Here is a 25,237-nt window from a genome sequence, read left to right as displayed (position 1 = left end):
GCAGCCCAGCGCCCCGCCGACGGCCCGTCCCCCCCCCCGGGGGCCGTCGGCGGGTCCTCCCGAGCGCCCATTGGTGTTCCGTCGGGCCGTCGCTAACATGAGGCCTCCTCATGTTTTGCCTCGGGAGGCCCACCATGCAGAACCGCTTCGACCTTCCCGCCGGATTCCGGTGGGGTGTCGCCACCGCCGCCGACCAGATCGAGGGGGCGGCCGACTGGCCGCAGCTGACGAAGCTGGGTTGACCAGGATCAAGCCCGGCCGGCCGGGGACCACGCAACGACATCGGTGATACCCCGGGACGGGAAGACGGTCCGTGTCCGGGGTGCTCGTGGCCGGCACGCTGTTGGCGGCGCGACGTCGGTGCCGCTGCCGTGGATCTCGTGCACGATGCGGGTCGCCCAGTCCGCGGGCCGCTCGTGGCCGAGGAGGCCGGAGAGCCGGTCCATGCGGGCGCGGCGCTCGATGGGGCTGAGGTCGAGTGCTCGGGACAGGACGGTGCTGAGGTCCTCGATGGAACGGGGATCGGTGAGCAGGGCCGCGTCGCCGAGTTCGCCGGCGGCGCCCGTGTAGCGGGAGAGCACCAGGACGCCCGGCGCTCCGCCGCGTTGGCGGGAAGCGGCAGCCTGAGCGGCGATGAACTCCTTGGCCGTCAGGTTCATTCCGTCCTGGAGTGAGGTCACCCAGAGCACGTCGGCGGCCAGGTACTCGTCGATGACCGCCGGGACGGGCAGGTTGTGAGGCTGGTAGTCCACAGGCTGCCAGCCGCCGGACTGCCAGGTGTCGTTGACTGCGCCGATGCGCTGTTCGAGGAGGCGGCGGGTGGTGTCGTAGGCGGTCAGGCCAGGCTCGGGTGGCGGGCAGATGAGCCGGAAGGTCAATCGTCCGCGCAGTTCGGGCCGCCTGGTGAGGAGCCGGGCGATGGCGTCGACCTTCTGAACGGGGGCCTTGGCGTAGTCGAGGCGTTCGACGGACAGCACGAGCCGACCGGTGGCCGGCCGGTGCAGGCGGGCGCGGTGTCGGGCGAGCGCCTCGATGGCGGGCCGGTCGATGCCGAGCGGGTGGACGGCGGTGCGCGGGCGGTCTGGCGGCCCGGCCAGGGTTCGCCGGAAGCGGTCGGCGAACGTGGCGGTGTGGAATCCGGCCCAGTCCAGACAGGCGAGGGAGGCGCGCAGCTCGGCGGCGACCGGCAGCGTGGCGAACACCTCCGGAGGCGGGAACGGCGTGTGGTGGAACAGCCCGGTCCTGAGGTCGGGGCGGGTGACGCGCAGCAGGCCGGGCACGAGCCAGAGGTTGTAGTCGTGGAGCCAGACGGTGGCACCTGGGGCTGCTTCAGCGCTGATCCGTTGTGCGAAGCGCGCGTTCACGGCGCGGTAGTGCGTCCAGGCGCGTTGGTCGAAGACCGACCGGTCGGCTTCGGACATGAGCACCGGCCACAGCGTCTCCTTGCAGGCCCGGTGGAAGTAGCCGGTCCACTCGTGGGTGGTGAGCGGCACGGGGGACAGCGGCAACCCGGGGGGCTGCGTGCGGGCGGCCTCGGGGTGCTCGCCGACCAGGGCCGTGACCCAGGTGCCCGGCAGTCCGTCGGCGAAGGCGCTGGTCAGGGTCGGCAGTATGCCGTTGGGGCTGGCGGGTGGCTGCCAGCTCGCTCCGGTCCAGTGCAGCGGTGGGCGGTGGTAGCCCACGACGAGTGCGTGACGCCCGGTGGGCTCGGTGTCCGGATCCACCCAGCCGAGGGCGTGAAGTGCTGTCAGGATTCCGGCGGCGCCGCGCCCGTCGGCGTGGTGGACCAGGGGTTCGTCGGCCACTGCGGCGAGCAGGGCGGGTTCGGCGTCGCCGACGACCACCGCGTGTGTGCCGAGCCGGAACAGTGACAGGTCGTTGAGCGAGTCCCCGGCGACGAGGATGTCCTCGGCCGGCCAGCCCAGCTCCGCCGCCAGGGCTCGCAGCGCGCTGCCCTTGGAGGCTGCTGCCGGCAGCACGTCGAAGTACCGGTCTGCGGAGTAGGTCCAGCTGCAGCCGAGGGCCTCGACTGCGGCGGTGAGTTCGTCGGTCAGCTGGTCGGGGGCCAGGTGGTACGAGCAGCGTCCGTCCTGGACAACGCCGTGCTGGTAGGCGAGCCCGGGGAAGCGGCGTAACGCGCCCCGGACGAGTTCTGGCCCCGGCCAGCCGGCACGCAGTTGTTCCTGCAGCGGTTCGACGGCGGAGAAGTCGGTGCCATCGAGGACGGTGGCGCCGACGTCCGCGATGATCCACCGTGGCGTCGGGACGAGCGGATCCCGCAGGAGCTGCCGGATCGAGGCCAGTCCGCGGCCGGTGGCGAAGACCACGGTCAGGTCGGGGTGGCGGGCCAGCGCGTCACGCAGTCGGCGGCGTTCCTCCGGACCGCCGCCGAGTAAGGTGCCGTCCAGATCGGTGACCAGAACCTTCGACATCCGACGGACGCTAACACGATCACCCAGCGCCGTGAAGTGCTCACCTGACGTACGGTCGGCCGTGCGCGCCGTAGAGCCGGGAAGGGGAGATCCGGCCCTGGCGGAGATCGAGGTCCTCGGCGCGCAGGGCGGCACCGGAGCCCGGGCCCGTGGTCGACGCGGCTCCGCAGGCCGCTGCGACGGCCAGACAGGCGGGCAGGTCCCAGCCGGCGAGAAGTCCGTGGACGAATCCGGCGTTGAAGCAGTCGCCCGCGCCGGTGGTGTCCACGGCTCGCACGGGAACAGCGGGTACGTCGTGACGCTTGCCGTTCCGAACAGCGGTGGCACCCGCCGCACCCCGCTTGACCACCAGGGTCGGTACCAGCGATGCGAGTTCGGCGATCGCCTCGTCCGGATCAGCGGCGCCGCTCACCCGCAGGGCCTCGGCGGCGTTCGGCGTGAAGACGTCGACCCCGGCCAGGACGCGGCGTACTGCCGGATCGTCGAGAGTGGCGGGCGTGTCGTGGCAGTCCATGACCACCAGCGTCCCGAGCCGCCGAGCCGCGCGCACGGTCTCCAGCACCTCGGCGTCCCAACGCAGTTGCGGCAGCATCAGGACCTGCGGCCGGTGCCGGTGCAGCAGCGGGGCGAGCGGCTCCGGATCGACCGGGTCCTGAAAGCTCACCATGGCCCGGTCGCCGGGGGAGGACAGGGCGACTGTCACGCTCCTCACCGGGAAGGGGTGGTGGCGGAACGCCGTTTCGTCCAGCCCTTCCGCACGGGCGGCGGCCAACACCTCGCCGCTGAACAGGTCCGTGCCGAAATCTGCGCTCCACAGCACGTCACGCCCGAGCCGGTGTGCTGCCATGGCCAGCGTGTAGGCGCCGCCGGGTACGAGCGCGAAGCCCTCGGCGAACACCTCGCCGCCGGGCCGAACCTCGCGTGGCAGGCCATGGAAGACCAGATCCGCGAAGTACGCTCCCGCCACGAGCACTTCGCACCGGCGCTTGCTCACGTTCGTGTCCATCCGACGAGCATATGGTCGCCCTGCGGCATTGCGCCGAAGGCGGCCGGCCGGATCCTGGCAGACTCTGCGAGCCGCGGTGCCCTTGCCGGGCGATGCCGACGCCGGCGAGGGTGAGCAGTTCGGCGGTGGCCGTGACCTCGGGCTTGATGCTCGGCCCGAGGACCAACGAGGTGCCGGGGGTGCGAGCGGCCGGCAGCATCGCGGCGACGGTCGCTCCCGAAGCCCTCGCGGTCGAGTTCCCCGACCCTGTCGCGCCGCTGCCCCTCTCCCGTCAAGGACGTCTGGTGCTTTGGCGCAGCGTCAGTAACATGAGTTCTCCTCATGTTCTGTCGGGAGGATGCTGCCATGCCGGACCGCTTCGACCTGCCCGCCGGATTCCGCTGGGGTGTCGCCACCGCCGCCTACCAGATCGAGGGGGCGGCCGACGAGGACGGGCGCGGTCCGTCCGTCTGGGACACCTTCACCGCCCGGCCTGGGGTCATCCGCGACGGGCACACCGGGGCGGTGGCCTGCGACCACTACCACCGTTATCCCGAGGACATCGCGCTGATGCGCGAACTCGGGCTGGACGGGTACCGCTTCTCCATCGCCTGGCCGCGTGTGCTCCCCACCGGCTCGGGGGCGCTCAACCCGGCCGGTCTCGGCTTCTACGACCGCCTGGTGGACGGGTTGTTGGAGGCGGGCATCACCCCGCTGCCCACCCTCTTCCACTGGGACCTTCCGCAGGCCCTGGAGGACGAGGGCGGCTGGCTCAACCGCGACACCGCGTACCGCTTCGCCGAGTACGCCACCGTCGTGGCCGACCGCCTCGGCGACCGCGTCCCCGCCTGGATCACCCTCAACGAGCCCTTCGTCCACACCGTCTTCGGCTACGCCCTGGGCACCCACGCGCCGGGCCGCGCCCTGATGTTCGAGGCCCTGCCGGCCGCCCACCACCAGCTCCTCGGCCACGGGTTGGCGGCCTCCCTGCTCCGCGAGCGTGGCCTGGAGGTGCTGCTCTCGAACAACCTCACGCCGGTCGAGCCGGCCTCCTCGGCTCCCGCGGACGCGGCCGCAGCCGAGGCCTACGACGCCCTGCACAACCGGCTGTTCACCGACCCCGTCCTCCTCGGCCGCTACCCCGACCTCGCCCCCCTCGGCGTCCCCGACGACATCTACGGCGCCGTGCGCGACGGCGACCTCGACCTCATCCACGCCCCCGGCCTCGACGGCCTCGGCGTCAACTTCTACAACCCCACCCGCGTCGCCGCCCCCACCGACCCGGCCCTCCCCTTCGACCTCGTCGACATCCCCGACGTCCCCCACACCGCCTTCGGCTGGCCCGTCGTCCCCGACGCCCTCCGCCGACTCCTCCTCGGCCTCCGCGACACCTACGGCAAGGCCCTCCCGCCCGTCACCATCACCGAGAACGGCTGCTCCGTCGACGAGTCCACCGACCCCGACCAGCCCCGCATCGACTACCTCGCCGCCCACCTCGACGCCCTCGCCCGCGCCGTCGCCGAAGGCATCGACGTCCGCGGCTACTACACCTGGTCCCTCCTCGACAACTTCGAATGGGCCGAGGGCTACCACCAGCGCTTCGGCCTGGTTCACGTGGACTTCGACACCCAGAAGCGCACGCCCAGGGCCTCGTACGGCTGGTACCGCGACCTGATCGCCGCGCAGCGGGCGCGGAGCGCGTAGCCGGGGTCGGGGGCGGGGCGGCGGGTGGTGGACCGCGGGCGTGGTGGGGCGCCCGCGGTCCGGTGGTGGGGTCAGCCGACGGCCGCCGGGGAGCGGGGCGCTTCGGGGGCGGCCTGCGGCCGGTAGGACTCGGTGTGTCCTTCGACGTGGAGGTGGGGCAGGCGGCGGTCCAGCCAGGCGGGCAGCCACCAGTTGCCGCGGCCGAGCAGGTGCATCACGGCCGGTACCAGCAGGAGCCGGACCAGGGTGGCGTCGATCAGGATGGCCGAGCCCATGCCGACGCCGATGACCTTGATCGGCAGGTCGGGTGACGGGACGAAGGCCGCGAACACGGCGACCATGATGGCCGCCGCGGCGGTGATCACCCGCGCGGTGCCCGCCAGTCCGCGGACGATGGACTCCGCGTTGTCGCCGGTGCGCAGCCAGGCCTCGCGCATCCGGCTCACCAGGAAGACCTCGTAGTCCATCGAGAGGCCGAAGAGGACGGCGAAGGTCAGCACCGGGACGAAGGCGGGCAGCGGGGTGGGGCTGTCGATGCCGACCAACCGGCCGGCGGTGCCGCCTTCGAGGACGAGCGCGACCACGCCGTACGCGGCGCCGACGGAGAGCAGGTTCATCACCGCGGCCTTGAGGGCGACGGCGAGGCTGCGGAAGGCCACCAGGAGCAGCAGCATCGACACCGTGACGACGCCGCCGACCAGCAGCGGGATGCGGCGGGCGATGTTGTCGGTGCTGTCGATCGCGCTGGCGGTCGCCCCGCCGACGTGCACCCGGACGCCGGGGCCGACCGCGGCGGGGACGACGCGGTCGCGGAGGTCGCGGACCAGGGTCTTGGTGGCGCTGGACTGCGGACCGCTCTCCGGGATGACGGTGAGCAGCAGCGAGCGGCCGTCGGAGCCGGGCAGCGGAGGGGTCACCGCCGTGACGCCGGGCACCGCCTTCAGCGCGGCGGGCAGCGTGGCGGTCGCCTCGGCCGGGGTGCCCGGCGCCAACTCGGCGACCAGGACCAGCGGTCCGTTGCTGCCCGCTCCGAAGCCGGCGGCCACCGTGTCGTACGCGAGCCGGTTGGAGCGCCCGGCGGGGTCGTTGCCCGCGTCGGGGAAGCCGAAGCGCACACCGAGGAACGGCGCCGCGAGGGCCAGCAGGACGACGACCCCGGTGAGGGCGCCGAGGACGCGGTGCCGCTCGACGAGCCGGCTCCAGCGCAGCCAGCCGGCGCCCACCGGGCTCTCGCCCCGGGCGGCGCGGCGCCGGGGCAGGGGCAGCCGGAGGCGCTCGATGTGCCGGCCGAGGTAGCCGAGCAGGGCGGGGAAGAGGGTGGCGGACGCGGCGATCACGACGAGCACGGAGAGGATCGCCGCGACCGCGGCGCCGCGCATGAACGACAGGCCCATCGCGAACAGCCCGAGCATGCTGACCACCACGGTCAGGCCGGCGACCACGACCGCGCGGCCCGCCGTGTCCAGGGCGGCGACCGTGGCGGCCTCGGGTTCGAGCCCCTCGGCGCGCCACTCGCGGAACCGGGTGACCAGCAGCAGCGCGTAGTCGATGCCCACGCCGATGCCCAGCATCGCGGCCAGCGAGGTCGACCAGTCCGGGACCGGCATGATCGCGGCGAGGACCGGCAGCAGGGCGCTGCTGACCGCGAGCCCGCCGAGCGCGGTGAGCATCGGCAGGCCGGCGGCCACGACCGAGCCGAAGGTGATCACCAGGATCACGGCGGCGGCCGCGATGCCGATCGCCTCCGAGCCGATCGCGCCCTGCTCGGCCTGCTGGACCGTCATGCCGCCGAGGTGGACGCGCAGGCCGCCGTCGACGGGGCGGGCGAGGTCGAGCAGCCGCTGGGTGTCCGCCTTCGGCATGTCGGGGGCGGCGGAGACGTCCAGGTGGATCTGCCCGAGGGCGGTGCGGCCGTCGGCCGACACCCTGCCGCGCGGGCCGTACGGGTCGTCGATGCCGCTGACGTGCGGTACCTCGGCCATCCGGGCGAGCAGGTGGGTGACCCGCTCGCGGGTGGCGGGGTCGGTCACGCTGCCGTCGGAGGTCAGCACCAGGCTGATCGATTCGCCGCCCAGCCCGGGGAAGTCCCGTGCGAGCAGCTGCTGGGCCTGCTTGGAGTCCGAGCCGGGCGCGGAGTAGTCGGCGCTGTACTTGGCGCCGAGGCCGGCCGAGAGGCCGAAGGCCGCGCCGGCGGCGAGCAGCCAGAGCAGCACGGTGCGGCCCCGGTTCCGGAAGCTCCAACCGGCTATTCGGCCGAGCGGGCCGGGCCTGTGCGGCCCGCTCGGCCCGGCGGCTGTCCGCCGGTCCACGGGCGGTCCCTGGGACATGTGGTCCTCCGTACGTCGTCGGGGCCCCCGTCCCCCGGCAAAAGCGTTACGCTTCATCACGCGTCTTATGCTGCGTAACGTTTCCCTCGACGGGTACGGATTGTCAACGCGGTGCGGGCACGGCGAGCCGACGGAGGTGCCATGACGGGTGGATCGACCGGGGAGAGCGGCGGGCGGAGCCGCCGTGAGCGGCTGCGCGCCGGCACCGTGGAGGAGATCAAGCGGGCGGCCCTGGGCCTGATCGTCGAGCGCGGCGCCGCGAACCTCCGCTTCACCGACATCGCCCGCAGCATGGGGATGACCCCGCCGGCGCTGTACCGCTACTTCGCCGACCGGGACGAACTGCTCACCGCCCTGGTCGCCGACTCGTACGACAGTCTGTCGGACGCGTTGACGGCGACCCGAGGGACGGTGCCGCGGGACGACCTGGACGGTCGCTTCGTCGCCACCTGCACCGGCTACCGCACCTGGGCGCAGCGGAATCCGGAGCGCTTCGCCCTGATCTTCGGCTCCCCCGTGCCCGGGTACGCGGCCCCGCCGGACGGACCGACCGTGGTGGCCGGCCGGCGGGCGATGGAGCACATGGTCGAACTGGTCGCCGACACGGCCGACCGCGGTCGGCCCGGCAGCCCGCTGGTGCCCGACGCGGGGGAGGCCCTGATGCTGGCCTGGGCCACCGTGCACGGGTTCGTCACCCTGGAGGCGCACGGGCACTTCCAGGGGCTCGACCAGGACGCGCGGGACCGCCTCTTCGCCGTCCAGGCGGGCGTCGCCGCGCGCACCGCGGGCCTCACGCCGGCGGGGGCGGAGCGCGGGGGCGGAGCGCTGATCGGGGCGGAGGGCTGATGGGGGGCGGAGCGCTGATCGGCGCGGAGGGCTGAGCGGGGCCCGCGCGGCGGCGGGACGCGGGGGAGTGCGGAGCCGGTGGACGCAGAGGCGTCCCGCCCCCGTGAGTGCCGGGAGCGGGACGCGGTGCGGGCTCAGGACCCGCGGGGGTGGAGGGCCGTGTCACTAGGCCCGGTGGCTCAGTACCAGAGGTCGGGGCTCAGCTGGTAGTCGTAGCCGTTGCCGGGCTGCCAGTAGAAGCGGGCCTCGGCCTTGTAGTCGTGGCCGGGGGTCGGGTTGGTCAGGGTGTAGGTGTAGGAGTACTGGCCGGAGCGGCAGGGGAACGAGGTGGAGAGCGCCTGGCTGCCCGTGGTGTAGTCCCAGATGATGATCTGCTCGGTGCAGTTGTTGCCGCCGAAGTTGGTGTTCACCTGCGCCGTCACCTGCCCGCCGCCGGCGCTGATGCAGGTCTGCTTCCAATCCGGGCCGGCGCAGCCGCCGCCGCTGGACGCCGACGCCGTCCCGGCACCGGTCAGTGCGATCCCGCCGGCGAGCGCGGTGGTGGCCAGGCCCAGGACGACCCGGCGGATTCCCTTGACGGACATGTGCATTCCCTTCCTGTCGGCCCGATCCGGTTGACCGGGCCACGGCATGAGGCTCGGTCAGGACGATGGACATTCGATGAGCACGCCGAGCAGCCGCTCGGTCTCGGCGGCGTCGGCGTCGAGGTCCAGCCGACGGAAGAGCTCGCGCGCCTGCCCGAGGCAGGCCCGGGCCCGGCCGCGGTGGCCCAGCTCCGCGAGGGCCTGGCCGAGGGCGCGCAGCACGGTGCCCTCCACCATCCCGCCGACGAGGCGGGCCTGCGCGAGGGCCTCCTCCGCGGCCCGGACGGCCGCCGTCGGCCGCCCGGCCGCGAGGTGGATCTGGGCGATCAGGCCGCCGGTCGCGGCCCGGAAGGCGGGCAGGCCGAAGGAACGGAATCGGCCCAGGGCGGCCTCCGCCCGTTCCAGAGCCGGTGCGAGGTCGCCGCAGAGGTGGAGGATCCGGGCCAGGTAGTAGCTGCCGACGGCCGAGGAGATGGACACCTCGCCACCCGTCAGCCCGGCACAGCGCTCGCCGGCCGCCCGGGCCCGGGCGAGGTGGCCGCACCTGGCGTGGTTGTACCCGAGCTCGCCGAGTGCGAGGCCCTCGGCGGTCTCGTCGGCGAGCTCGTGGAACAGCGAGGACGCCTCGTCCAGCGGGCCGATCGCCGCCTCGAAGTCGCCCAGCACCCGCGCGTTCGCCCCGAGCAACTGCAGGACGTTGGCGCGCAGGCGGCGCAGCTCCGGCCCCGCGCACAGCGGCAGGCAGCGGCGGAGCTCCTCGCCCGCCGCCGCGTAGGAGCCGGCGTGCCAGAGCATGCTGCCGCGGACCGAGCGGGCGAGCGCCTCGGCGGTCCGTTCGCCGCGCGCCGACGCGGCCCGGGCGACCCGGGCCGCGAGGTCGCCGACCGCCGTCGCGTAGGCGCGGCCGAACAGGATCGAGCCCATCTTGTCGGTCAGGTCGGCGGCCTGGGCGAGTGAGAGGACCGGGTCCTGGCAGGCCCGGCGGATCACGGCCCGGTGGACGTCGGTCTGCTCGCGCAACCAGGCGGCGGCGTCCTCCACCCTGTCGAAGGTCCTCCCGGAGGCGGGGGCCTGCGCCCCGATCAGGCTGCGACGGGTGTGCTCGACGTGGTGCGCGGTCGCCTCGGCGTTGCGGGCGGTGGCCAGGCAGGAGGCGAGCAGCCGGGCGTACCCCGCCGAGACCTCCGCGGGGTCGTCCTCGTCGGCGCTGCGCCGACGGGCGAAGACCCGCAGCAGGTCGTGGAGCCCGTACCGGTCGGTGGCCGGTGAGGTCAGCAGGTTCAGGTCGACCAGCGTCTCCAGGAGTTCGCGGGTGTGCTCCGGAGTGCGGTCGAGCAGGGCGGCGGCCGGGTCCAGGCCGAGCACGGCGGTGTCCGGGAGGGCGAGCAGTCTCAGGGCGCGGGCCCGTTCGCCGTCGAGGCCGGCGTAGGAGAGCGCCAGGACCGGCTCCACCGCCGTGTGCCGGTGGGCGAGTTCGGCGAGCCGGGTCTGCTCGTCGGCCAGCGCGGAGGCCAGGACGGTCAGGGACTGCGCGGGGTCGGCGGCCAGCCGGGACCCGGCCACCCGGACGGCCAACGGCAGCAGGCCGCAGGCCGCGACGATGGCGGTGGCGGCCTCGGGCTCGGCCTCGGTCCGGGCGCGGCCCGCGACCGTGGCGAGCAGGTCGAGCGCCTCGGCGGGCTCCATCGCGTCGAGGTGGAGGTGGTGGGCGCCCGGGAGGCAGGTCAGCCAGACCCGGCTGGTGACCAGGACCGCGCAGGTCCGGGCGCCGGGCAGCAGCGGGGCGGCCTGCTCGGCGGAGGCCGCGTCGTCGAGCAGCACCAGGAGGCGGCGGCCGGCCACGGTGGTGCGGTAGAGCGCGGCCCGTTCGGCCGGGTCCGCCGGGATCTCCCGGTCCGCGACGCCGAGCGAGGCCAGCAGCGTGCCGAGCGCCTCGGCCGGGTCGAGCGGGTCGGCGCGGGTGCCGCGCAGGTCCAGGTACAGCCGGCCGTCGGGGAACCGTGCGCGCAGGGCGTGGGCGGCGTGCACGGCCAGACTGGTCTTTCCGGAGCCTCCGATTCCGTTGATCGCCGAGATGACCGTGGAGCCCGGGTGGGGCCGGCCGAGGACGGCGGTCAGCTCGGTGACGGCGCTCCGCCGCCCGGTGAAGTCGGCCAGGGCGGGGGGAAGTTGTTCCGGGACGGCCGAGCCGCCGGAGTCCGTCCCCCCGTGACGGGGCGGCCGGCCGGGCGCGGCGGTCGAACGGCTCACAGGACGGCTCACAGGACGGCTCACAGGACGGTTCACGGGACGGCTCGCGGTGCCGAGGGTGGGGTCGGCGCGTTGGATCCGCGCGTGCAATGCGTCGAGCTCCCGGCACTCCAGCCCCTCGGCGCGGTAGTGGCGCCGGGCGTCGGCGTGGACGGCCCGCGCCTCGGCCGGGCGGTTCGCCAGGTGGTACTCCAGCATCAGCAGGGCGCGGAACCGCTCGCGGAAGGGATGGGCGAACACGGCCTGGTCGAGTTCGACCAGACAGGACGGGTTGTCCCCCAAGTCGACGTCGAGGGCGAGCTTCGCCTCCAGGGCCGTGACCCGGCGTTCGGCCAGGTGGCGGCGCAGCTCGACGGCATGGCCGCCGGGTAGTCCGGCCAGCGGCTCGCCCTGGTGCAGGGCCAGCGCCCGGGTCAACAGGTCGCGGGCCCGCGGCCGGTCGGCGGAGAGGTCCCGCGCCTGCGCGACGAGGCGGTCGAAGACGACGGAGTCCAGCGACCCGGCGGGGACGTCGAGGCGGTAGCCGCCGTCGACGGTGACCAGGAGGTGGTCGGCGTGGTGGTCGCGCAACACCCGCCGCAGCCGGTAGGCGTGCGTGGCCAGGACGGACTTGGGGCGCGCCGGGGGGTTGTCCTCGTCGAAGACGCCCTCGGCGAGGCGCGCGGCGCTCAGGGGCCGGCCCGGGTGGGCGAGCAGCATGGCGAGGAAGGCCTGCTGCTGGCTGCGGCCCAGGTCGAGGCGGCGGTCGCCGGCCCGGGCGGCGAGGGGGCCGAGCAGCCGGAAGCGCAGGTCGGGCGGGCTGGCGGGGGTGCGTTCGCCGGCGGGGGCAGGGGCAGGGGCAGGGGCGGTGCCGGGGACAGGGGCAGGGACGGTGCCGGTGGCGGGCTCGGGGGCGGGGGCAGGGGTGGGCTCGGTGGCGATGACGGCTCTCCCGACGGCTCGTCGGTCCCCGGGCGGGAGGGCGGCCGGGGCTGGTGGATGGCGGTGGCGCGCGGGCATCCGCCGCGGGCTCACGCCCGGGACCGGTGCCGGGACCGGGGCCGAGGGCCGGGACTGGGGCCGAGGGCCGGGACTGGGGCCGAGGGCTGAGGGCCGGGCGCGGGGCACCGGGGGCACGGCGTGCGGGGCTCAGTGGTTCCGCGGCACCGGCCGGACGACGTGGGGGCTCTCGGTGGAGCCCGGGCCGGCGTTCCTGCCGGGGATCCGACGGGTGGCGCGCCCGACCGGCCCGGTCGCGTGACGGGTGTCCGGCCCTGACGCTCGGGTCGCGGAACGGGCCGGCCGGGTGGGCCGGGCGGCCATGGCGGGCCGGACGGACCGGGCGGACCGGTTGCTGCCCGAGGCGTCGTGGGTGGCCGGGCGGCCGTCGCCCCGCCCCCTCGGACGCCCCGCGCCGTGCTCGACGGCGAGGCCGGCCGGCACCCGGTCGATCCGCATGACGGTCCCACTCATCAGTTCGTCCTCTTCCCATCGTCGGAGATTCCGTGCGGCGCACGGACCGGAGGGTGATCACGGTCACCGACGGGATTGTGGGAGGGGCCGGTTGACGAGGGGTTGACTTCCGCGTTTATGCGTAAACGGACGGTCCTCGCGGGGGCTACGAGAGGAGGGCGGAAACCGGCCAGGCGGGACGGCCCACCAAGCGGCTCGCGGCCAGCCGCAGAGCGCGTGGCTGATGGTCGCACGCGGCGACCAGGGCGCGCGCCGCGTCCGGCTCCCGGGCCAGGCGTGCGCTGCCCAGGGCGCGGGACAACAGCTCGATGCCCTCGTCCGGCGCCATCCGGCCGACGGTGACGGTGTGGCCGCCGGGCAGCGGGCGACCGGCGGTGACGATGGCCGCGCTCCCGGGCTCGGCCGGCAGCAGCGGGCGGACCTGTGCGGCGTCGACGGCGCCGTCCAGCAGTACCAGCACCCGGCGTCCGGCGAGCAGCCGGAGGTAGAGCGTGCGCAGGTCGGCGAGGCCCGGCGGGACGGCGTGCTCCTCGACGCCCAGGGCCCGCACGAAGGCGGCCAGGACGGCGGCCGGAGCCGCGCCCGGTGCCGTCCCGCCCAGTTCGGCGTGGAGCTGGCCGTCGGGGTGGCCGGGGGCCAGCAGGTGCGCTGCGTGGAGGGCGAGCGCGCTCTTGCCGTAGCCAGGCGGCCCGGTGACGGTGACCCAGCGGGGCCCCGGCCCCGGCTCCGGCCCGGCCAGGGCGTCGGCGAGCTCCGTCAGCAAGGCCGCGCGGCCGGTGAAGTCCGCGGCGTCCGGCGGGAGTTGGAACGGCCGGCGAACCGGTCGAGGGGCCGTCCGGGAGGCCCAGGGCGTCCAGTCGGCCAGGTCCGAGGGCCGCCCCCGGAGGCGTGCGGCCAGAGCCGCCGCCTCGCCGCCGCCGACGCCGCCGGCGAGCAGGGCCAGGGCCTGTTCGGTGCGGCCCGCCCGGGCCAGCGCGAGCGCGTGCGGGACGACGGCGGTCTGCTCCGGGCCGGGTTCCGCCGGGAGCGGCAGTCCGAGTTCGACGCGGAGTTCGAGCCGCGCCAGCCGGGCCTCCTCCCGGCGCCCGGCCAGCATCCGGCGGTCGTGCTCGGCGAACGGGCCCGGTACGCCGTCCAGGGCCACCGGTGCGGACCAGCGGCCGAGCGCCGCTGTGAGCAGGGCGTGGGCCCGCTCGGGCTGCCGGTTGCGACGGGCGGCGGTGGCGGCGGCGATCTCGGCGAGGAACACCGTGCGGTCGATGGCGGCCGGATCCACCTCCAGCCGATACGCCTTGCCGACGTGCCGCAGGACCCGGCCACCGGCGGCGGCGCCCCCCGCGGCGCTGCCACCGGCGGCGCCGCCAGGCGAGGCGCTGCCGCCCGCGACGGTGCCGTCCGCGCCGCTGTCACCCCGGACGGCGTCGTCCGCGCCGGCCAGGGCGTTGCGGAGTCGGTACATGGTGGCCGGCAGACCCCTGGCCCGGTCCGGTGCCCCGTCCGCCTCGTCGCCCCAGACGCCGTCGATGATCTCCGTCACGGGCACCGGCCGCCCCGCGTTCGCGAGGAGGACGGCGAGCACCGCGCGGTCCCGGGCCCGGTTCAGCCGTAGCTCCCGGTCGCCGCGCCGCGCCCTGAGCGGTCCGAGCGTGCTGAAGTACAGCTCCAGCGGGGTCCTCCCTATGCGACCGAATTCGACCTCCGGCCATGCTACGGAGGCGGTGGCCGCCGACAAGGGGGCAGGTCGGTATCCCGCCATCGATCGCCGGACGCGACGGCAGGCCCGCTCCGAGGGCCGGACGGGGGCGGCACGGACCTCGCCGCCCGGGGGAGGCCCGGTCGAAGCCTCCGACCGTCCGACCGTCGTTCAAGAAATCAACCGATGCAGGCTTAAGGGCCGCTTATGGCTACAGGTATTGACGTGTCCTCGCCCCAGCGGGACCGTGAGGCCGGGCGGCGCAGTCCGCGCCGCCGACCGCCCCCGCCGCCCCCGGAGCCCTTGTGATCACTCGCCGGACCCTGCTCGGAGCCAGCGTCGCGGCCCTGACCGCGCCCGCGCTGTTCGCCCTGTCACGGACCGCTGAGGGCAGCACCACGCCCCAGCGGCTCGACGTCGATCTGGTCAACACCGTGCCGTCCCAGCCGGTTTACGCCTACGTCCTCGGCCTGGACCCGGCCCAGGGCGGCAGTTGGGCCTTCCTGCGCTCCGACGGCAGCACGCTCTACCACCCGCCCTCCCCGGCCGGGCCGGGTGCGCCGCTCGGCGCCGACTGCGCCATCGCCCTGGGGCCGGCCGGCGGCACCCCGCGGCGGATCCGACTGCCGTACCTCTCCAGCGGGCGGATCTACTTCTCGATCGGTCGCGAACTGGTCTTCCTGATCAACCCGGGCCCGGGCATCGCACTGCCCTCGGTGAGCAATCCGAGTGACCCCAACATCGGCACCTCCTACGGGTTCTGCGAATTCACCTACGGGCCGGACCAGTTGTACGCCAACATCAGCTACGTCGACTTCGCCGCCGTCCCGATCGCGTTCGACCTGACCACCGGCGCCGGGCGGCAGAGCGTCAGCGGCCTGCCCGTCGGCGGCCTGGAGTCCGTCGCGAACGCGCTGCGCACGCAGGCCGCCGCCGACGGCGGTGACTGGGCCCGGCTGATCGTTCCGGACCCGGCCGGCCGGACCCTGCGGATCCTCAGCCCCAACACGGCGATCAGTGCCGACCCGTCGCTGTTCCGGGGCTACCTCGACGACTACCTCGCCGCCGTGTGGCAGAAGTACCGGAGCACCGACCTGGTGGTCGACACCCAGGCCGGCTGGGGAACCGTCACCGGCCGGGTCACCGACGGCGTGCTCACCTTCCCCGGCGTCGGCGGCTTCGCCAAGCCCTCCACCGCCGCCGTCTTCAACTGCAGCTCGGCGCCGTTCACCACCGGCAACGACCTGATGGGCAACCTGAGCGCGCGGCTCGCCGCGGCGCTCAACCGCACCACCCTGCTGGACGATCCGCGCCAGCCGGACGGCGAGAACCCGGCCGCCTTCTACACCGCGGCGCGCACCAACCACTACGCCCGCATCCTGCACGCGACCAACCCCGACCACCTCGGCTACGCGTTCCCGTACGACGACGTCCACCCGGCCGGGGTGGACTTCGAGGGCAGGGTGCAGTCGGCGAGCCCCACGCTGCTGTCCGTCACCGTCGGGGGCGCCCGCGGCCCGGTCGACCCCGGGCCCTCGCCGCAACCCGGCGGCGGGACGAGCGCGTTCGGCACCATCCAGGCCGAGTCCTACGGCTCGCAGTCCGGGACGGCCTCGGAGAACTGCTCGGACACCGGCGGCGGCCAGGACGTCGGCTGGATCGGGAACGGCGACTGGCTCTGCTACCCGGGCGTGGACTTCGGCGCCTCCGGCGCGACCCGCTTCCTGGCCCGGGTCGCCTCCGGCGCCGCCCCCGGGGTCAGCGGGCTGGTCCAGGTGCGCTTGGACAGCGTGACCGCGCCACCGGTCGGCAGCTTCGCCGTCGCCGACACCGGCGGTTGGCAGAGCTGGCGGACGGTCCCCGCCGACATCGCCCGGACCACCGGCACCCACACCGTGTACCTCACCTTCGCCAGCGGCCAGGCCGCCGACTTCGTCAACCTCAACTGGTTCACCTTCGGGTAGCGCCCGTCCCCCGGATCCGTGCCGGGCTCACGGCGTCCCGGCACGGGGCACGTACCTCGCCCGCGCTGTCGTCGGTCGCCCCACGGCCGGCCCGCGCCCCGGCTGGAGTGTCCGCCCGCGCCCCGGCCGGAGTGCCCGGCCGGCGCGTGGTCACGGGGCGTGGTCACGGGGCGCGGTTGCGGGCCCCGGTCAGGGGGCGGCGGAGTGCTGGCCGATGCGGGTGAGGGCGTCGCGCAGCGCCGCGCGGGTGGTGATGCCGAGCTTGGGGAAGGCGCGGTAGAGGTGGGCGCTGACCGTGCGGGGGGACAGCCGCATCTGCTCGCCGATCTCCTTGTTCGTCAGGCCGCCGGCGGCCAGTTCCGCGACCCGGCGTTCCTGCCAGGTCAGCGGGCCGGCGGCGGGGGCCGGGGTCTGCGGGTGGGGCGCGACCCCGGCCGCCCGCAGTTCGGCGTGGGCGCGTTCGGCCCAGGCGGCGGCGCCGAGCCGGTCGAGGGTTTCCGCGGCCCGGGTGAGGACGCTCCGGGCCGCCGCGCCGCCCCGGACGCGGCGTAGCCGGATCCCGTGCGCCAGCCGGATCCGGGCCAGCTCGAAGGGGAAGCGGTCGGCGGCGGGGTGGGACTGGGCGCGGGCGAACAGGTCCGCCGCCTCGTTCTCGTCGTCGGCCGTCATGGCGAGGGCGCCGTAGGTGATCAGGGCCAGCCGCGGGGAGAGGTCGGGGAGGCCGGTGTCCCGGGCGGCCAGGGCGTGGGCGCGGGCCTGTTCGGCGCGTCCGGTGTGCAGGGCCGCCTCGACCAGGTCGAGCAGGGTGCGGGAGGCCTGGTAGGCGTACGGCCGGAAGGCACCCGGTGCCGTGATGCCGATCGCGTAGAGGAACGCGGTCTCGTAGTCGCCGGCGCTCAGCGCGGCGGTGGCGCCGACGGCGTCGGCGATCTGGGTGAGGAATCCGAGGCCGCGCGGGCGGGCCCAGGCGTCGACGGTGGCCTGCAGGTCGCGGGCCTCCTGCGCCCGGCCGCGCACGGCGGCGAGTTGGGCCAGGTAGGCCCGCGTCTGGTGCGCGAACAGCGCGTGGCCGCGTTCGGTGGCCAGGGCGAGCGTGCGGTGTCCGGTGAGCTCGGCGGCCTCCCACTGACCGATCGCCATCTGGTCGAGCATGATCAGGTGCAGCATGACGATGCCGCTGGACATCGCGCCGGTGTCCAGTTCGCGGTCCACGACCCGCTCCAGGTACGGGCGCAGCGGGCTCAGCACGTCGAGGTGGTAGGCCGACACGGCCAGCCGCGTGACGTCCCACGGGTCCTGGGCCTCCAGGCACGCCGCCGCCCGCTCCACCCGCTCGGACCAGCCGGCGCCGTGCCGCACCACGTCGCTCCAGGTGCTGCCGTACAGCCACGCCCGTTCGGTGCCGAGGCCGCCGAGGGAGGCGAGGACCTCGTGGGTGCGCTGCCACGCGGTGCGGCTCCCGGCGTACTGGCTGACGGCGAGCAGCAGGCTCACCAGCCGGTCGAGCACCGGGTCGTCGGGGGCGGGGCCGCTGTCGCGCAGCCGCTCGACCGCCGCAGCGACCTGACGGTGCGTGGCCCGGACGTCGCCGTTCTGGTACAGCGCCAGGTAGGCGTTGGCGAGGACGGCGGCGGGGTTCTCGTCCGAGCCGGGCGCGTTCGCGGCCAGGGCGAGGCTGCGGGCCTGGCCGAGGCGGTCCGCCTGCCCGGCGACGTACGCCGCGTCACCGAGCCGCCTGGCCCGGTCCGCCCGGTGCTCGCTCAGCTCCGCGGCGCGGGTCAGCCAGTCCACGGCGATCCGCGCGCCGCCGCGGCGGGTCGCCGAACGGGCGGCGGCCTCCAGGGCGGCGGCCACCCGCTCGTCGGGGTCGACGGTGGCGGCGGCCAGGTGGGTGGCGTGGCGTTCCGGGTGCTCCCGGTGGACCTGCGCCAACACCCGGTGGGCGGCCCGGCGTTGGTCGGTGGTGGCCAGCTGGACGATGCTCGACCGGACCAGCGGGTGGCGGAACGCGAGGTCGCCGGTGGCCGGTTCGACGACCAGCAGACCGCAGGCGACGGCCTCGTCGACGTCACGCATCCGGTACCGCGCGGTCGGGGCCGGGCCGTCACCGGGGCGGCCCGTCGCGCCGTCGAGGGCGCCGGTCAGCAGCTCCGCGCGGACGGTGTCGTCGAGGCGCGCGAGGCGGGCGGCGTAGATCGCCTGGATCCGCCGGGGCAACGGGACGCCGTGCGGGCCGAGCAGGTCCTGCGGCGCCCGGTCGCCGGGGCGGGACGCGAGGTGGGCGGTGATGTGGGCGGGCAGTTCCAGCAGGGCCAGCGGGTTGCCGTGGGCCTGGTCCAGGACGAGCCCGCGGACCTGCCGGTCGAGCTCCGGGTGGTGCCGGTCCAGCAGGCGGGCGGCGTCCGCCTCGGCGAGCGTGCCGACCGGTGCCTCCGGGAGCGCCGTGGTGTCGAACCGGGAGGCGATGTCGTCGCGGACGGCCACCAGGAGTTTGACGCCGGGGCTGCCGGCCAGTCGGCGGCCGACGAAGCCGCAGACGTCGGCGCTGGCGTCGTCCAGCCACTGGCCGTCGTCGAGCACGAGCAGCAGCGGCCGCTGCGAGGCCGTCCAGGACAGCAGGTTGAGCACGGCGATGCCGAGGGCCATGACGGGCGGCGGCGGGCCGGTCATCTCGCCGAAGACGGCGTCGAAGGCCGCGCGGGCGGCCGCGTTCAGCCGGCGGCCGGGCTGCCCGGGGCCGTCGTCCGGGAGCAGCGGGTAGAGCAGTTGGTGCAGCCCGGCGTAGGGCAGCTCGGTCTCCGCCTCGACCCCGGTGGCGCGGACCACCAGCTGGCCGTCCTCGGCGGCGAGCTGCGCGGCCAGGTCGAGCAGGGTGCTCTTGCCGACCCCCGCCTCGCCCCGCAGCACCAGGGCCTGCCCGTCGGGGGCCCGTACGAAGGCGGACAGTCGTGCCTGTTCGCCGTTCCGACCGACCATCACCGTGCCCGGTTCCACGCCCGGTTCCCTCCCCTGCCCCCGGCCGCTGCCTCGGCAGTTCGACCGCAACCGTGTCAACTGGACGGTTGGTTGATTACACTGTGCCCAGGTTGAAGCTGTCAAGTAAACGGTTAGTTAGGAGCTGGGGGCATGGAGCGCGACGCCGGAGCCACCAAGCGGAGACTCATCGCGGCCGGCCGGGCCGAGTTCGCCGCGCACGGGCTGAACGGCGCCCGCGTCGACCGCATCGCCGCCGCCGCGCGGAGCAACAAGGCGCAGATCTACCACTACTTCGGGAACAAGGCCGGGCTGTTCGAAGCGGTCTGGAACGAGCTGGTGGAGCAGATCATCGTGGGCGTGCCGCTCGACGCGGACGACCTTCCCGGGTTCGCGGCGAGCCTGAGCGACCTCTACGCCGAACACCCCGACATCCCCCGCATCATCACCTGGCAGCGGCTGGAGTACGGCGACACGCCCAACGAGCTCGGCATCGCCTCGGTGCGCGAGCGCAGCGCCGCCGTGGCCGAGGCGCAGGCCAGGGGCCTGGTCTCCACCCGGTTCGACCCCGAGGTGCTGTTCGCCCTGCTCATCCACCTCGCGATGCTGTGGCCCGCGGCCAACCCCGAGGTGCTGGCCGTCGCCGACGTCTCGGACCGGGCGCAGCGCCGCGAGCTGGTCCGCCGCATCGTCGCCGTCCTGACGGAATGAGCCCCGCGGGGCGTGCCGTCAGGGCCCGGCGGGCGCGCCGACCCGCCGGGAACGCGCAACGGCCCGCCGACGTCCAGCGTCGACGGACCGTCACGCGCTCCGAGGGCTCGGCTCACCCCGGTTCAGTTGAGCCCAGCCCAGCCCAGGCCGGCTCGGCTCAGCTCAGGGTGCGGACCGCGGCGGCGTCGTACGGGCGCAGCTCCTCGAAGCGGTCGGCCAGGACCTTGGCGGCCCACTGCGGGTCCTGCAGCAGGGCGCGGCCGACGGCGACCAGGTCGAACTCCTCGCGCTCCAGCCGGTCGAGCAGGTTGTCGATGCCCTGGACCGGGGCGCCCTCCCCGGCGAAGGCCCGGACGAAGTCGCCGTCGAGGCCGACCGAGCCGACGGTGATGGTGGGGCGGCCGGTGAGCTTCTTGGTCCAGCCGGCCAGGTTGAGGTCCGAGCCGTCGAACTCGGGGATCCAGTAGCGGCGGGTCGAGGCGTGGAAGGCGTCGACACCGGCCTCCGCGAGCGGGGTGAGGATCGCCTCGAGCTCTTCGGGGGTCTCGGCGAGGCGGGCGTCGTAGTTCTCCGACTTCCACTGCGAGTAGCGGAAGATCACCGGGAACTCCGGGGAGACGGCCGCGCGCACCGCGGCGACGAGCTCGGCCGTGAACTTCGTCCGGGCGACCGGGTCGCCGCCGTAGGCGTCGGTGCGGCGGTTGGTGCCCGCCCACAGGAACTGGTCGAGCAGGTAGCCGTGGGCGCCGTGCAGCTCGACGCCGTCGAAGCCGATCCGCTCGGCGGCCGCGGCGGCCTCGGCGAACGCGCCGATGACGGCGTCGAGGTCGGACCGCGTCATCGCCCGCCCCGCGCCCTCGGTGCCGTCCAGCCGGATGCCGGACGGGCCGATCGCGGGGGCGTCGGCGAACGGCGGGTCACCCTGCTTGCGCACCATGCCGATGTGCCACAGCTGCGGCACGATGGTGCCGCCCGCCGCGTGGACGTCCTCGGCGACCTTGGCCCACCCGGCCAGCTGCTCCTCGCCGTGGAAGCGCGGGACGCTGTCGCTCTGGCCGGCCGACTCGTGGCCGACGTACGTCCCCTCGGTGACGATCAGGCCGACGCCCGCGGCGGCGCGGCGGGCGTAGTACGAGCGCACGTCCTCGCCGGGCACGCCGCCGGGGGAGAACTTGCGCGTCATCGGCGCCATCACGATGCGGTTGGGCACGGTCAGCCCGTTGATGCGGGCGGGGCGCGACAGGATCCCGGCCGCGCGGGAGGCGGCGGGCTCGGCGGTCGGGGCGGGCTCGGTGACGGTCATGGGTTCCTCGCGGATGGTGATGTGCGCCGGGGCGGACACGGTTGCCCGTGCCAACCATTCCGGCGGCCTCCGCATTTCGCCCGCCGCGCGGAACCCGGCGTGATCCGCGTCACCCCGCCCGCCGCGGGGGCGGGGTCGGAACGCGCGGCCGTCAGTGCGCGGAGAGCACCAGGCGGCGGCTGTCGTTGCGGTAGCCGAGGCGGTCGAAGGCGGCGGCCATCGGGGCGTTGGCGAGGTCGGTGTCGGCGCGGATGCGCTCCGGGGAGGCCTCGGCGGCCAGGATCCGGGTGATCCCGGCGAGGAGGTCGTCGGCGTAGCGGCGGCCGCGGTGCTCCGGGAGGACGCCGAGGTAGCCGACGACGGGGAAGGCGTGGTTCCGGGAGGGGATGCCGAAGCCGACCGGCTCGCCGTCGGGGGTGCGGGCGACCCGCCACCAGGAGCGGTCGCCGAGCATGGTGTCGCGGTAGAAGGCGACGTCGGCACGGGCCTGGGCCTCCGCGCCGAGGCGTTCGGCCTCCTTGCGGGTGTCGGCGTCGAGGGTGCCGACGAGCACCCGGCGGAACAGGTCGACGAAGACCTCGTCATCGGGCTCGGCGGTGAGGAGGAGACGGCCGGACGGCTCGGGGAGGCCGGCCTGGGGCGTCCACTCGTAGCGCAGGCGTTCCACGCTCGCCGGCAGGCCGGACCGCCGGGCCGCCTCCCGGCGCCAGGCCACGGCCTCGGCCGTGTCGGGGCGCTCGCGCCAGTCGCCGGGCAGGAAGAGGTGGTAGTCCGGGGCGGCGTCCGCGCCGGCCGCGGCGTAGGCCGCGTGGGCGGCGGTGAGCAGTGCGGCGGCCGGCTCGGTGCGGTCGCCGGCCGGGCCCGCCGCGTCGCGCAGGTACAGGCCGTCGAGGGCGGAGGGCAGGTCGTCGTCCGGGTCGCCCCACCAGACGGCCAGTGCGAGCGGGGGGCCGTCGGGGTCGTCCTCGGCGACCCACGTCCAGTCGGGGCGGTACTCGCCGTCGGCGAGCCGGGCCCGGTAGGCGTCGGCGGTCAGGGCGGAGCACTGGTCGGGGGCGATCAGCGGAAGGACCCGGTCGAGGTCGGCGGTGACGGTCGGACGGATGATCACAGTGGCTCCGGGGCGGTCGAGTCGGCGGGGATCCTGGGCGGGTCGGTCCTTGCGGTTCTACCGCAGTCGACCGGTTCCCGGGGCGGAGGGGCGGTGGGCGGGCGAACGGTGGTCGCCACGCCGGTGTCCGGGAGGTCGGCGTCCGGGAGGTCGGCGCCCGGAACGGCGGTGTCCGGAACGGCGGTGTCCGGGAGGGCGGTGACGGTGTGACGGCGCCCGGCCAGGCCGACGACGGCCAGGAACAGGCCGGTGCAGCAGAGCAGCATGGCGCTGCCGCGGTCCCGGGCGGTGCCGAACAGCCGGCCGAGGGTGGAGCCGAGCGGGCCGCCGGGTGCCACCAGCGGTTCGCAGACCTGTGAGGCGAGCGGTCCGGCCAGCAGGTAGCCGAGCAGGGTGCCGCCCTGGGTGAACATCCGGCGCAGGGCGAAGACCCGGCCCTGGGCCTCGGCGGCGACGGCCGACTGCCAGAGCACCTGGGCGCAGCTGGAGACCACCGGCAGTCCGAGGAAGAAGGTGAAGGCGGCCGCCGCCAGCACGCCCGGCCGGGGGTGCAGGCCCGCCGCCAGCACGGCGGCGCCGCTGAGGACGGTGGCCGCGGTGACCCAGACGAGGGGCCGGCGCGGCCCCGACCAGATCGACATGGCGACACTCCCGGCCGCCAGGCCCAGGCCGCCGGAGGTGCTGACCATCGCGACCGCCGCGTTCTGCTCGGCGGCGGGGGTGCCGGCCAGGACCAGCGGCAGCAGCACGGCGGTGGCGGCGGCTTCGGCCCCGTTGAGCACGGTGACCACCCGCAGCAGGTGGCGCAGCCCGGGCTGGCCGGTGAGCAGCCGCCGTCCTTCGGCCAACTCGCGCATCCAGCTCCGGCGTTGGCCGGATCCGTCGGCGTCCCCCGGTGGTCGGGAGCGGACCGCCCGCCCGGTCGGCTCGGGGAAGCGGGCGACCAGCAGGGTCAGCAGCCCGAGGCCGAAGGACACCACGTCGGTCACCAGCACGGCGCGCAGTCCGCCCGCGCCGAGCAGCACGGCGGCGAGCATCGGGCCGAGCAACTGGGCCCCGGCCAGGGCGGTTTGGGTCATCGCGCCGGCCCGGCCGCGCTGCTCGGGCCGGACCATGCCGGTCACGGCGGCGGCGAGCGCGGGCCACTGGAAGGCGGCGCAGCAGGACTCCACGACGGTGGTCGCGTACACCTGCCAGACGGCCAGGTGGCCGGTCGTCTCGGCGGCTGTCAGAGCCACGGCGGCGAGCATCGCCGCCGCATCGGCGCACAGCAGGACGGTGCGGCGGCGATGGCGGTCCGCCAGGACGCCGGCGGCGGGGGCGACCAGCATGCCGGGAGCGAAGCCGAGCAGCAGACCGGTGGCGAACTGGGTGACGGAGCCGGTCTGTTGGTAGATCCACAGGCCGAGGGCGAAGCCGGAGATGCCGGAGCCGAGTGCGGTGAGCAGCCGGCCGGCCCAGACGATCAGGAAGGTGGTCACGGCAGCTCCGGAGGGGGTGGCGGAGGAGGGGCGGGGGGCAGGGGCACGGGCGGGCGGCCTCCGGTCCGGGGTGGTGGCGCATGGCCGGGGAAGGGTTGGTGGCGAACGGTCGGAGGAGGGTGGTGGTGCGGCCGGGGTCGGCCGCACCACCACCGGGGCGGCCGGTCAGCGCAGACGGGCGGCCAGCAGCGGGCCGATCACGTCCAGCGCCTCCGGTGTGGTCAAGCGGCTGTGCGGGATGTCCAACGGGTGGTTCTCGATCGGGCCGTCCACGTGCGGGGCCCACAGATCGGTCAGCGGCGCGCCGTCGGCGCCCCGGCCGGGCAGGGCCTCGAAGAAGAGCACCGGGCCCCGGTAGCGGCCGGGCTGTTCGCCCCGGGCCAGCGCGAGGTTGTTGGCGGTCACCTTGACCAGCCGGCCGAGCGCCGCCGGGTCCAGCCCGCCGAGCACGCTGCCGCGCTCCCGCAGCAGCTCCAGCACCGTCTCGGCGGAGGGGAGTCCGTCCCCCAGGGGCTCGGCGTCGGCGGCCGACGCGTCGGCGGTCGGCGCGTCGGCGGTCGGAGTGCCGGTGGCCGGAGCGCTGGCGGCCGGAGTGCCGGCGGCGAGGACGCCCAGCTCGTCGAGGTCGAGGCCGTCCAGCGCCAGCGAGAGGATCTCCGCGTCGCTGGGCCGGCCGGCGTGCCGGAAGCGGCCGGTGGGGTGCGCGTCGAGCATCGCCAGCAGCGCCACCTCCTCGCCCGCCTCCTGGAGTCGGCGGGCCAGCTCGTGGGCGACGGTGCCGCCGAAGGACCAGCCGAGCAGGTGGTACGGGCCGCTCGGCTGCACCTCGCGGATCAGGCGCAGGTAGTCGGCCGCCATCTCCGGGACGCTGCCGGGCAGTTCGCCGTCCGCGTCGAGGCCGCGGGCCTGCAGGGCGAACAGCGGCCGGTCGCGGTCGAGGTGGCGGACCAGACCGGAGTAGCACCACCCGAGGCCGCCGCCGGGGTGGACGGCGAACAGCGGCGGGCGGCTGCCGCCGGTGCGCAGCGGCAGCACCTGTCCGAGCCCGTCCGAGGATCCGGCGCCGTCCTCGGCGCCGCCGTGCCCGGCGATTCGCTCGGCGATCCGTTCGGCGAGCTGGGCCACGGTCGGGGTCTCGAACAGGGCCCGCAGGCCGATCGGGACGCCCAACTCGTCCCGGATCCGGGCGGTGAGCCGGGCCGCGAGCAGGGAGTGGCCGCCGAGGTCGAAGAAGTTGTCGTCGATGCCGACGGTGTCGGTGTTGAGGGTGGTGGCGAAGAGGTCGCGGAGGATCTCTTCGTGGGGGGTGCGGGGTGTGCGGCCGGCGGTGGTGGCGGTGGTGGTGGGGGCGGGGAGGGCGCGGCGGTCGAGTTTGCCGTTGGGGGTGAGTGGGAGGGTGTCGAGGAGGACGACGGCGGAGG

The 25,237-nt window shown here is 75.3% G+C and carries 16 protein-coding genes; 4 read left to right on the top strand and 12 right to left on the bottom strand.

Annotation, left to right across the window (positions count from 1 at the left end; genetic code table 11):
- Positions 1–248: 248 nt before the first annotated feature.
- Positions 249–2,432, bottom strand: coding sequence for an HAD-IIB family hydrolase (locus ACZ6Y7_RS22480; protein ID WP_465759697.1), 2,184 nt, complete (start codon positions 2,430–2,432; stop codon positions 249–251).
- 40 nt (positions 2,433–2,472) lie between these two features.
- Positions 2,473–3,438: a carbohydrate kinase family protein gene (locus tag ACZ6Y7_RS22475; protein WP_465759696.1), complete on the bottom strand. Its 966-nt coding sequence runs from the start codon at positions 3,436–3,438 to the stop codon at positions 2,473–2,475.
- Between the two features lie 345 nt (positions 3,439–3,783).
- Between ACZ6Y7_RS22475 and ACZ6Y7_RS22470 the strand changes: the two genes are divergently transcribed.
- Positions 3,784–5,121 carry a GH1 family beta-glucosidase gene (locus tag ACZ6Y7_RS22470; RefSeq protein ID WP_465759695.1) on the top strand — a complete coding sequence of 446 codons (1,338 nt, stop codon included), beginning with the start codon at positions 3,784–3,786 and terminating at the stop codon, positions 5,119–5,121.
- A gap of 71 nt (positions 5,122–5,192) precedes the next feature.
- Here the strand turns inward: ACZ6Y7_RS22470 and ACZ6Y7_RS22465 are convergent, their stop codons facing one another.
- Positions 5,193–7,448 (bottom strand): MMPL family transporter, encoded by a 2,256-nt coding sequence (locus ACZ6Y7_RS22465; protein WP_465759694.1) that lies wholly within the window; start codon positions 7,446–7,448, stop codon positions 5,193–5,195.
- Positions 7,449–7,589: 141 nt separating this feature from the next.
- Between ACZ6Y7_RS22465 and ACZ6Y7_RS22460 the strand changes: the two genes are divergently transcribed.
- Positions 7,590–8,294: a TetR/AcrR family transcriptional regulator gene (locus tag ACZ6Y7_RS22460; protein ID WP_465759693.1), complete on the top strand. Its 705-nt coding sequence runs from the start codon at positions 7,590–7,592 to the stop codon at positions 8,292–8,294.
- A 179-nt stretch (positions 8,295–8,473) separates the two neighbouring features.
- Here ACZ6Y7_RS22460 and ACZ6Y7_RS22455 read toward each other — a convergent pair whose 3' ends face one another.
- The 4 genes from ACZ6Y7_RS22455 to ACZ6Y7_RS22440 form a co-directional block, all read right to left on the bottom strand.
- Positions 8,474–8,878: a hypothetical protein gene (locus ACZ6Y7_RS22455; protein WP_465759692.1), complete on the bottom strand. Its 405-nt coding sequence runs from the start codon at positions 8,876–8,878 to the stop codon at positions 8,474–8,476.
- Between the two features lie 57 nt (positions 8,879–8,935).
- Complete coding sequence (locus tag ACZ6Y7_RS22450) at positions 8,936–12,127, bottom strand: AfsR/SARP family transcriptional regulator (protein WP_465759691.1); 3,192 nt, start codon at positions 12,125–12,127, stop codon at positions 8,936–8,938.
- A gap of 129 nt (positions 12,128–12,256) precedes the next feature.
- Positions 12,257–12,580 (bottom strand): hypothetical protein, encoded by a 324-nt coding sequence (locus ACZ6Y7_RS22445; protein WP_465759690.1) that lies wholly within the window; start codon positions 12,578–12,580, stop codon positions 12,257–12,259.
- A gap of 145 nt (positions 12,581–12,725) precedes the next feature.
- Positions 12,726–14,312, bottom strand: coding sequence for an AfsR/SARP family transcriptional regulator (locus tag ACZ6Y7_RS22440; protein ID WP_465759689.1), 1,587 nt, complete (start codon positions 14,310–14,312; stop codon positions 12,726–12,728).
- A 266-nt stretch (positions 14,313–14,578) separates the two neighbouring features.
- Here ACZ6Y7_RS22440 and ACZ6Y7_RS22435 point away from each other — a divergent pair, with 266 nt between their 5' ends.
- A complete protein-coding gene (locus ACZ6Y7_RS22435; RefSeq protein WP_465759688.1) occupies positions 14,579–16,237 on the top strand; it encodes a beta-1,3-glucanase family protein in 1,659 nt (552 codons plus the stop codon).
- A 189-nt stretch (positions 16,238–16,426) separates the two neighbouring features.
- Here ACZ6Y7_RS22435 and ACZ6Y7_RS22430 read toward each other — a convergent pair whose 3' ends face one another.
- On the bottom strand, positions 16,427–19,213 hold the full coding sequence (locus ACZ6Y7_RS22430; RefSeq protein WP_465759887.1) for an ATP-binding protein: 2,787 nt from the start codon (positions 19,211–19,213) through the stop codon (positions 16,427–16,429).
- Between the two features lie 150 nt (positions 19,214–19,363).
- Here ACZ6Y7_RS22430 and ACZ6Y7_RS22425 point away from each other — a divergent pair, with 150 nt between their 5' ends.
- Positions 19,364–19,921, top strand: a complete 558-nt coding sequence (locus tag ACZ6Y7_RS22425; RefSeq protein ID WP_465759687.1) for a TetR/AcrR family transcriptional regulator — start codon at positions 19,364–19,366, stop codon at positions 19,919–19,921.
- A gap of 157 nt (positions 19,922–20,078) precedes the next feature.
- Here ACZ6Y7_RS22425 and ACZ6Y7_RS22420 read toward each other — a convergent pair whose 3' ends face one another.
- The 4 genes from ACZ6Y7_RS22420 to ACZ6Y7_RS22405 form a co-directional block, all read right to left on the bottom strand.
- Positions 20,079–21,224 carry an NADH:flavin oxidoreductase gene (locus tag ACZ6Y7_RS22420; RefSeq protein WP_465759686.1) on the bottom strand — a complete coding sequence of 382 codons (1,146 nt, stop codon included), beginning with the start codon at positions 21,222–21,224 and terminating at the stop codon, positions 20,079–20,081.
- Positions 21,225–21,375: 151 nt separating this feature from the next.
- Complete coding sequence (locus tag ACZ6Y7_RS22415; RefSeq protein ID WP_465759685.1) at positions 21,376–22,335, bottom strand: GNAT family N-acetyltransferase; 960 nt, start codon at positions 22,333–22,335, stop codon at positions 21,376–21,378.
- Positions 22,332–23,816 (bottom strand): MFS transporter, encoded by a 1,485-nt coding sequence (locus ACZ6Y7_RS22410; RefSeq protein WP_465759684.1) that lies wholly within the window; start codon positions 23,814–23,816, stop codon positions 22,332–22,334. Before ACZ6Y7_RS22410 ends, ACZ6Y7_RS22415 begins: the two co-directional genes overlap by 4 nt.
- 165 nt (positions 23,817–23,981) lie before the next feature.
- Positions 23,982–25,237, bottom strand: a 1,256-nt coding sequence (locus ACZ6Y7_RS22405) for a thioesterase domain-containing protein (RefSeq protein WP_465759683.1), incomplete at its 5' end; no start/stop codon positions are given.

Source organism: Kitasatospora sp. NPDC053308 (assembly GCF_055585785.1).
This window is presented reverse-complemented; position numbering and strand designations above follow the sequence as displayed.

What these genes read in the sequence shown, in the direction of transcription:
- ACZ6Y7_RS22480 (WP_465759697.1), bottom strand. Translation starts at nt 2,432, where the DNA reads ATGTCGAAGGTTCTGGTCACCGATCTGGACGGCACCTTACTCGGCGGC.
- ACZ6Y7_RS22475 (WP_465759696.1), bottom strand. Translation starts at nt 3,438, where the DNA reads ATGGACACGAACGTGAGCAAGCGCCGGTGCGAAGTGCTCGTGGCGGGA.
- ACZ6Y7_RS22470 (WP_465759695.1), top strand. Translation starts at nt 3,784, where the DNA reads ATGCCGGACCGCTTCGACCTGCCCGCCGGATTCCGCTGGGGTGTCGCC.
- ACZ6Y7_RS22465 (WP_465759694.1), bottom strand. Translation starts at nt 7,448, where the DNA reads ATGTCCCAGGGACCGCCCGTGGACCGGCGGACAGCCGCCGGGCCGAGC.
- ACZ6Y7_RS22460 (WP_465759693.1), top strand. Translation starts at nt 7,590, where the DNA reads ATGACGGGTGGATCGACCGGGGAGAGCGGCGGGCGGAGCCGCCGTGAG.
- ACZ6Y7_RS22455 (WP_465759692.1), bottom strand. Translation starts at nt 8,878, where the DNA reads ATGTCCGTCAAGGGAATCCGCCGGGTCGTCCTGGGCCTGGCCACCACC.
- ACZ6Y7_RS22450 (WP_465759691.1), bottom strand. Translation starts at nt 12,127, where the DNA reads ATGCCCGCGCGCCACCGCCATCCACCAGCCCCGGCCGCCCTCCCGCCC.
- ACZ6Y7_RS22445 (WP_465759690.1), bottom strand. Translation starts at nt 12,580, where the DNA reads ATGAGTGGGACCGTCATGCGGATCGACCGGGTGCCGGCCGGCCTCGCC.
- ACZ6Y7_RS22430 (WP_465759887.1), bottom strand. Translation starts at nt 19,213, where the DNA reads ATGGTCGGTCGGAACGGCGAACAGGCACGACTGTCCGCCTTCGTACGG.
- ACZ6Y7_RS22425 (WP_465759687.1), top strand. Translation starts at nt 19,364, where the DNA reads ATGGAGCGCGACGCCGGAGCCACCAAGCGGAGACTCATCGCGGCCGGC.
- ACZ6Y7_RS22420 (WP_465759686.1), bottom strand. Translation starts at nt 21,224, where the DNA reads ATGACCGTCACCGAGCCCGCCCCGACCGCCGAGCCCGCCGCCTCCCGC.